This is a genomic window from Oscillibacter sp., assembly GCF_032018205.1.
In the GTDB taxonomy this organism is placed as follows: domain Bacteria; phylum Bacillota; class Clostridia; order Oscillospirales; family Oscillospiraceae; genus Oscillibacter.
The window spans coordinates 38,182-45,746 of record NZ_DALZOY010000017.1 but is presented as its reverse complement, the minus strand read 5'-3'; the positions used below and the strand labels follow the sequence as shown (position 1 = coordinate 45,746).

Annotated in this window: 7 protein-coding genes; 2 read left to right on the top strand and 5 right to left on the bottom strand. The window is 55.6% G+C overall.

The features are described from left to right. Window positions 1–1,085, top strand: a 1,085-nt coding sequence (locus RTU96_RS12575) for a hypothetical protein (protein ID WP_312636965.1), incomplete at its 5' end; no start/stop codon positions are given. Window positions 1,086–1,278: 193 nt separating this feature from the next. On the opposite strand, the gene RTU96_RS12570 is transcribed toward RTU96_RS12575, so the two are convergent. After that, entirely contained in the window at window positions 1,279–1,887 is a 609-nt protein-coding gene (locus RTU96_RS12570; protein ID WP_312636963.1) for a single-stranded DNA-binding protein, read from the bottom strand. Window positions 1,888–2,119: 232 nt separating this feature from the next. Between RTU96_RS12570 and RTU96_RS12565 the strand changes: the two genes are divergently transcribed. Further along, window positions 2,120–3,295 (top strand): Mbeg1-like protein, encoded by a 1,176-nt coding sequence (locus tag RTU96_RS12565; RefSeq protein ID WP_312636962.1) that lies wholly within the window; start codon window positions 2,120–2,122, stop codon window positions 3,293–3,295. A gap of 261 nt (window positions 3,296–3,556) precedes the next feature. Here RTU96_RS12565 and RTU96_RS12560 read toward each other — a convergent pair whose 3' ends face one another. The 4 genes from RTU96_RS12560 to RTU96_RS12545 all read right to left on the bottom strand — a co-directional run. Beyond that, window positions 3,557–4,537, bottom strand: a complete 981-nt coding sequence (locus RTU96_RS12560) for an ABC transporter permease (protein ID WP_312636961.1) — start codon at window positions 4,535–4,537, stop codon at window positions 3,557–3,559. Beyond that, window positions 4,534–5,700 carry an ABC transporter permease gene (locus RTU96_RS12555; protein ID WP_312636960.1) on the bottom strand — a complete coding sequence of 389 codons (1,167 nt, stop codon included), beginning with the start codon at window positions 5,698–5,700 and terminating at the stop codon, window positions 4,534–4,536. Before RTU96_RS12555 ends, RTU96_RS12560 begins: the two co-directional genes overlap by 4 nt. Beyond that, the gene (locus tag RTU96_RS12550) at window positions 5,697–7,274 is read right to left on the bottom strand and encodes an ABC transporter ATP-binding protein (RefSeq protein ID WP_397356999.1); all 1,578 of its coding nucleotides are present in this window, start codon (window positions 7,272–7,274) and stop codon (window positions 5,697–5,699) included. Before RTU96_RS12550 ends, RTU96_RS12555 begins: the two co-directional genes overlap by 4 nt. A 40-nt stretch (window positions 7,275–7,314) precedes the next feature. Next, the coding region (locus RTU96_RS12545) for a hypothetical protein (RefSeq protein WP_312636959.1) at window positions 7,315–7,565 on the bottom strand (251 nt) is incomplete at its 5' end.

Below are 7,565 nucleotides of genomic sequence, written 5' to 3'. Positions count from 1 at the left end.
CCACGATGGAAGACGGCGGCTTGAGCCTGGATGATACGGTATCTGTCATTAAAAGTATTTCCGATCCTATGCTTGAAATGACCATGCTTCAAGGGCTGAATGACGTTGTGGAGAGCGGAGTGTACGCGAACCAGAGGGGGGATAATGTCGTCGCAGCCATCATAACCGCCGCGCTCACCAGCTACGTGACGCAGGTATTTCCCACAGCTCTAGGGCAGATTGAGCGGGCGGGCGATAAGGTCCGCGAGACAACCTATGTTGATAAAAACAGCAAGGTCCCAACGGATTTACAGTATCTTTTCGGAAAAGTTGCAAACAAAATCCCCGGCGTGGATTACAACCAAATCCCGTACATTGACGCATGGGGCCGAGAGGACGGGCAAGGCAGCGCGACGGCAAGAACGGCAAACAACGTATTTAACCCCGCCTTCGTTTCTGACGTAAAGGTGCGCCCTGTCGAAAAGGAGCTTCAGCGGATTGCGGATAAGACCGGGCGCACGTCTGTATTTCCGCAGAGGGCCGAAACTAAGGTCAATTATTCTGTGGAGCAGGGGGGAGATAGAGTACCAAAGGAAAAAAATCTGTCCTCCGGCGAGTATTTGAAATACGCAGTGGCCCTCGGAAAAGAAAAGTACAATCTTTTGAATGCGGCGACAAGCGCTGAATATTATAAGTCCATGACAGACGATGAAAAGGCCGATTACGTTGCCAAACTGTACCAGTACGCAAAGGCACAGGCAGTCAAAACCGTGACGACTGGGTCTGTGAATGACACGTGGATTGACAATGCTCAGTCCGCAAAACGGGATCTCGGTGTTTCAGCGCCTGAATACATCGCCTTGCACGAGAAGTACGGAGCCGCTCTAGTCGGCAGCAGCTATGAAAAAGTAAAAATTGCTGTCAAGGCTGGAATTTCTATTGAGAACTACATGAGCCTACGAGGGACATTGGATGGAAACGACAATGGAAGTATTTCGCAGGCAGAAGCAAAAGCTGCGCTGGATGCAAGCGGTTTGTCAAGGGAACAAAAGGATGCAGTGTGGAAGTCAATCAACATCTCGTGGAAAAAGAACCCGTATCAATAAAGGAAAGGCGGAGGGGATATCCCCTCCGCACTTTGCGATACACAGTTGCGACACAGTGTTAGCTATTTTGATTGGTACTGCTGGTAAAAAACTTACAAAAGTTTTAAATCAACGTTGGACAAAACATTTTTTAAGGCCGCACAAGGGATATTTTGACGCTTTTTGCGGCCCAATTATGTAAGACAGACAGGTTTCAGGGCTCCTCGTCCGGTTCGTCGGTCAAATGCATGACGGAAACCTCGTAGGCCGTACGCTGCTGGGGTACGCCGTCCACGACCTTTGTATAGATGCGGCTCTGGAATCGGCCCTCCACGCCCAAGGGCTCGCCCACTTTCCGGCGGCTGACGTTTTGCGCCAACTGGCCCCAGACAATGACGGGCAGATAGTCTGCCCGGCTATATCGGCGGCCCACCGCCAGCATCACGTCGCAGATGCTGCGGCCAAGGGGTGTGCGGCGGAGGATGGGGGGCTTGCACAGCGTCCCGGTCAGGAGAACGCGGTTGATCGGTTTGCCGTCCCATGGCTCCATGGAAGCGGCATAAACCGTCAGTACCAGACGGCTGCCGCAGCCGCTTTTGTTGTTGAAGGAGCGGAGCTGGCCGAGAATATGTACGCTTTCGCCTTCCGCAAGACAAGGCGGCAAGGGCGCGCGCACAAGGACGGGGAGCGAGTCCGACTGGCCGGAGAGACGCTCCACACGCAGGGGAACGCAGTAAAAGCTGACGCCGTGGTTCTCGTGGGAAAAGCCGGGAGCGGCGGCCACCGTGCCGCACAGCTCCACTTCGTTTCTGGTTTGTTCCATGCCGTACACCTCTGTCCGTAAAGATGACGGGACAGAGTCGGCGTGCCGCCGACCGCATCCCATCGCAAAAACCCGCGCCGCCCAGTCCCGCACTTTTGTGCGCGGACGGGCAGACACCCGCAGTGTGGTACAGCCTATGACGGGCTTGTCTGAAATAGACCGGAAGATTTCTCTTTCCAAACGGAGGAATTCGCATATAATAAAGAAAAGAAAAGGGGAGGAGGCGCGTTCCATGGCAAATCTGATGGACTATCTTGACTGGCGGGGGGATTTAAGCTTTTCTCAGGCGCCATTCAATGAAGTTGACAGCCTGATTTTTTCGGAGTTGGCCTATGCTGACTTCCAAGGAATCGTCCCCGGTGTGGATGAGAAAGGCGGTGTGCCGCTGCGTGAAGCGGTGGAGCGTTTCTTCGCCGAGGGTAGAGAAAAGGAACTAAAGAGGAGTGTACTGCTTCCAGAGAAAATTCCGGGCATGCTGAAAAAGCTGAGTGGCTCCGTCCGGTTTCAGGATTTGCTTCTGAGCTGCTGCGAGGAGCATCTGGACGAGGTGCGCCGGGAGCAGTTTGCCGCCATTTCAGTGGAGCTTCCAGGGCGGACGGCGTACCTTGCTTTCCGGGGAACGGACGACACGTTGGTCGGCTGGAAGGAAAACTTTGACATGGCTCTTCGAGACGCGGTTCCCGCCCAGATACGGGCGGCAGACTACGTGGACAGGGTTGCCAGACAATACTGGGGCTGGAAGCTGTACCTCGGAGGCCACTCTAAAGGCGGAAATCTGGCGGTATACAGCGCCGTACATTCTAAAAAAACGGTTCAGAATCGGATCCTTGCTGTTTACAACAACGACGGACCCGGCTTTCGGGCCACGCTTACGGGCCGTGAAGAGCACCGGCGGATCGCGGACAGGATTCACACGATTCTGCCCAAGTCCTCCGTGGTAGGTCTGCTGATGGAGCACGAGGAGGAACTTACCGTGGTGGATTCCACGCAGATAGGAATTTTGCAGCACGACGGCTTTTCCTGGTGCGTAATGGGATCGGAATTTGTCCGGGTGGACGACATGACCGACATCGAAGTGAACGACAGAGTGCTGAAGGCGTGGGTAAACGGTCTCAATCAGGAGCAGAGAGAGCGATTCTCCGACGCGCTGTTCGAGGTGCTGTCCGCGTCCAGCGCAGACACGCTGGCAGAGCTGCGTGCACAGGGACCCAAGTCCGCCGTTGCCGTATTAAAAGCGCTGGCGGTGTTGGACAAAAAGACGTTGACGGCGCTGAATTTTGCCGTGGGAGTGCTGTTTAAAACCGGAACCCAGTCCTTGCTGGAGGACTGGAAGAGGGATGGCCGCCGCCTTTTTAAGGAGTGGGCGGACAGGCGAGAGAGCCGGAGCGAACAGGCAGAGAAAACGTAAAAAGCTCCGACGGGAAGAGGTTTCCGACGAGAATAAAACCTCTCTTCCCTGGGCCGTTTCCTTTAAAAAAGCATTTATTTAGAGGGAGCGCGCGCTGCGGACGAACGGAAGAAAAGATGCAGGGCCCCGGGGAATTTACTTCCCCGGGGCCCTGTCTTGCATCGCCCACAGGCGATAAACTTGTTTTCAAATAAGCGTCCTTAAAAAAGGCATCAAAGCAAGTTCTTAAACGCTTAAAATTTGACTGCCGAAAGTTTTTGACTACCGTTCCTCACGGAAATAGGGGAGGCCCAAAGACGCAGGCGGCTGATTTTCCTTCCGGTTGCGCATGGAGACAACCACCAGCACGGCCAGCGTCACCAGATAGGGCAGCATCTTGAACAGCTCCTGAGAACTGCGGTTCAGACCGGGGATGTAGAAATACATCCAGAACAGCAGGCCGAAGAGATAGGAACCCCAAATGGCGCCGATGGGCTTCCATGTGGCGAAGATGACCAGAGCCACCGCCAGCCAGCCCAGAGATTCAATTCCACCGTCGTTGGCCCAAGTACCCTTGGTGTAGTCCATCACATAGTACAGTCCGCCAAGGCCGGAGAGGCCCGCGCCAAGGCAAGTGGCCAGATATTTATTGCGGGTGACGCTGATGCCCGCCGCGTCGGCGGTGCCGGGGTTTTCGCCCACAGCCCGCAGATTCAGGCCCATGCGGGACCGGCTCATGAAAATGTGAAGTGCCACGGCGATCAGAATGGCCGCATAGGCCAAGAATCCATAGGAAAAGAACAGCTTTCCTGCGCTTCCAAAATCGGCCAGAGGTGTGGAAGACCGGTATGCGGAAGAGGTGACTGCCACAGAAATCTGCCCCACGCCGCCGGCCAGCTTATTCAGGCTTCCGCCAAAGAAGTTGGCAACGCCGCCGCCAAAAATCGTCAGGGTCAAGCCGGTGACGTTTTGGTTGGCACGGAGCGAGATGGTCAGAAAGCTGAAAATCAGTCCACCCGCCGCAGCCGCCAAAAAGGAGCACAGCATGGAGATCAGAAGGCCCGCAACGGGAGAGGGGGAAGTGGTGGACGCCTCATAGAAAAATGCACCCATCAGGCCCGCGATGCCCCCTAAGTACATAATGCCGGGGACACCCAGATTTAGGTTGCCGGAGCGCTCCGTCAGGATTTCGCCCAGCGCGCCGAACAGGATGACTGTTCCAAAGACGATGGCCGCCTGAAACAGAGAGATAAATTGTGTCATGCGTCCGCCCTCCCCACCGGGCAGCTTGCGCCACGCTTGCGGCGGAAGCTGACTTTATAGCTGATGAAAAACTCGCTGCCGAGAATGCAGAACAGCAGAATGCCGGTGATGATGTCCGACACAAAGTTATTCAGGTTGTACCGGGATGCAATTTCCACGGCGCCCTTCTCCAGAAACAGAAGAAGGAAGGAAAAGAGAATCATCACAAAGGTGTTGAATTTTGAGAGCCACGCCACAATGATGGCGGTGAAGCCCCGTCCGCCCGCAGTGGAGGTGGAAATGGTATGGGACGAACCGGAAACCGCCAAAAAGCCCGCCACGCCGCAGATCGCACCGGAGAGAAGCATGGTGCGGATATAGACCTTCTGCACGTTGATGCCGGCATAGCGCGCAGTGTTCTCACTGTCGCCCACCACGGCGATCTCATAACCCTGCTTGGAGTATTTCAGATAGCTGTACATCAATACGGCGATAATAAGCACGATGAGTACATTCAGCATGTATGCCTGCCCAAATACGCTGGGGAACCAACCGTCCTTGGTAAGCTGGTTGATGACGCCCACGGAGTTGGACCCGGCGGGATTTTCCCATTTGGACACGGCATAGCTGGTAAGCTGGATAGCCACATAGTTCATCATCAGGGTGAATAGCGTCTCATTGGTGCCCCAGCGGGCCTTGAACACGCCGGGAATCAGGCCCCACACGCCGCCGGCAATCATGGAAACCACCAGCATGACCAGCAGCAGAACCGGGGTGGGAAGTGTGCCGCCCAGATAGATCATGCACGCGGCGGTGGCAATGCCGCCCACCAGAACCTGGCCCTCCGCGCCGATGTTCCAGAACCGCATCTTAAAGGCCGGGGCCAGCCCCACGGCGATGCACAGCATCATCATCGCGTCCCGAATCGTGACCCAGGCGCGGCGGGAGGTGCCAAAGGCGCCCTGAAACATAGCCTCGTAGACCTTCAGGGGGTTGAGGTGAACAATGGAGAAAATAATCAGGCCGGAGAGCACCAGCGCCAGCGCCAGCGCGGCGCCCCGGATCAGCCAGGACTTTTCTCTGGAGATGCCCACGCGCTTTGAAATGTGGATCAGGGGTTCGCTGCCGCTGCATTTGGAGGTGCCACAAGCGGAAGTGCCGCAGGCTGTTTCAGGCTTGCTCATGACGCTGCACCCTCTTTCCTGAACTGAGTCATCAGCAGACCGATGCCCTCTTTCGTGGCTTCTTCGCGGGGGACAACGCCGCTGACCTGTCCGCCGCACAGCACCACAATCCGGTCGCACAGCTCCAGCAGCACGTCCAAATCCTCGCCCACGTAAATCACGGCCACGCCTTTGAGCTTTTGCTCGGTCATAAGGTTGTAAATTGTATAAGAAGTGTTGATATCAAGGCCCCGGACGGCATAGGCGCTCATCAGCACCGTGGGGTTCATGGCGATCTCCCGGCCCACCAGAACCTTTTGCACATTGCCGCCGGAGAGCTTACGAATCTGGGTGGCAACGCTGGGCGTGACCACCTCCAGCTCATCCACCACCGTCTCTGCCAGCTTCTTGGGCTTTTTCCGGTCGGCAAAAACGCCCCGGCCGCTGAGATAGCTGCGCAGCAGCATATTGTCCGTCAAATCCATGTTGGCGACAAGGCCCATGCCCAGCCGGTCTTCCGGCACAAAGGACAGGGCCACGCCCATTTTCATAATGTCCAGCGGGGATTTGCCGATCAACTCGTGAACGTGCTTGGCGTTTTCGGGATCGTTGGCGGGGGCGGTCGGATTCCACTCCTCATCCTTATAGAGAATGCTGCTGCCCGGCTCGCAGAGTTGAAGACCGGCAATGGCCTCCAAAAGCTGTTTCTGGCCGGAACCGGCGATGCCTGCGATGCCTAAGATTTCACCGCCCCGGGCGGTAAAACTCACGTCGCTGAGACGGGGGACCCCGTCCTTATCCTTTACGGTGAGGTGCTGAATCTCAATGCGCTCGGTGGTTTTTTTCGCCTTGGGACAGTCGATATTCAGCTCCACGGCCCGGCCCACCATCATGTCGGTGAGCTTCTGGGGGTCCGTATCGCAGGTGGACACATCTCCGATGAACTTGCCCTTGCGCAGCACGGCCACGCGGTCGGACACGTCCATCACCTCGTGTAGCTTATGAGTGATGATGACCAACGCCTTGCCGTCCGCCTTCATATTGCGCATGACGGCAAACAGCTTGTCGGTTTCCTGAGGAGTAAGTACAGCGGTGGGTTCGTCCAAAATCAGGATATCCGCGCCCCGGTAGAGGACCTTTACAATCTCCACCGTCTGCTTCTGGGAGACGGACATATCGTAAATCTTCTGGTTGGGGTCGATGTCAAACCCGTATTTGTCCGCAATATTCTTGACCTTTGCCGCGATGGCCTTGCGGTCCAGCTTGCCCTCTCCGGTAAGGCCCAGAACGATATTCTCCGCTGCGGTAAACACATCCACCAGCTTGAAATGCTGATGAATCATACCGATGCCCAGATCAAACGCGTCTCTGGGGCAGCAGATGCTCACGGCCTGACCGTTTACATAAATCTGGCCCCCGTCGGGGAAGTAGATGCCGGAGAGCATATTCATCAGCGTGGTTTTTCCACTGCCGTTTTCTCCCAAAAGGGAGAGAATCTCTCCGCGCCGAAGTTCAAGGTCCACGCCGTCGTTGGCGACGACTTCGCCGAAGCGCTTAGTGACCTGCTTCATGAGGACTGCGCTGGTTGTCTCCAAGAAAGACCATCCTTTCCTGCCAAAAGTGGCTCTAAATGCGTTATGCAAGAACGATGCCGGATGGGTTGACCGGCTCCTGTAAAACAAGATCAGTATAGCACGGTTTAAATGCCTTGTAAATCAAAAATCGCCCTAAAAATGTGGAAATTGAATATTTTTTTTTAGGCAAAACAAAAATAATTATGGAAAGCATCCAAATATAAGCGCTGCTTTTGGAGGGCGGTGGTGCACCGTGCTTCCGCCGCGCCCGGTGCGCCGAAAAAAAGAACACCCCCGCCGCGAATTCCGCGG

Excerpts from the sequence above, each read along its gene's own strand:
- RTU96_RS12570 (WP_312636963.1), bottom strand. The coding sequence starts at position 1,887 with ATGGAACAAACCAGAAACGAAGTGGAGCTGTGCGGCACGGTGGCCGCC.
- RTU96_RS12565 (WP_312636962.1), top strand. The coding sequence starts at position 2,120 with ATGGCAAATCTGATGGACTATCTTGACTGGCGGGGGGATTTAAGCTTT.
- RTU96_RS12560 (WP_312636961.1), bottom strand. The coding sequence starts at position 4,537 with ATGACACAATTTATCTCTCTGTTTCAGGCGGCCATCGTCTTTGGAACA.
- RTU96_RS12555 (WP_312636960.1), bottom strand. The coding sequence starts at position 5,700 with ATGAGCAAGCCTGAAACAGCCTGCGGCACTTCCGCTTGTGGCACCTCC.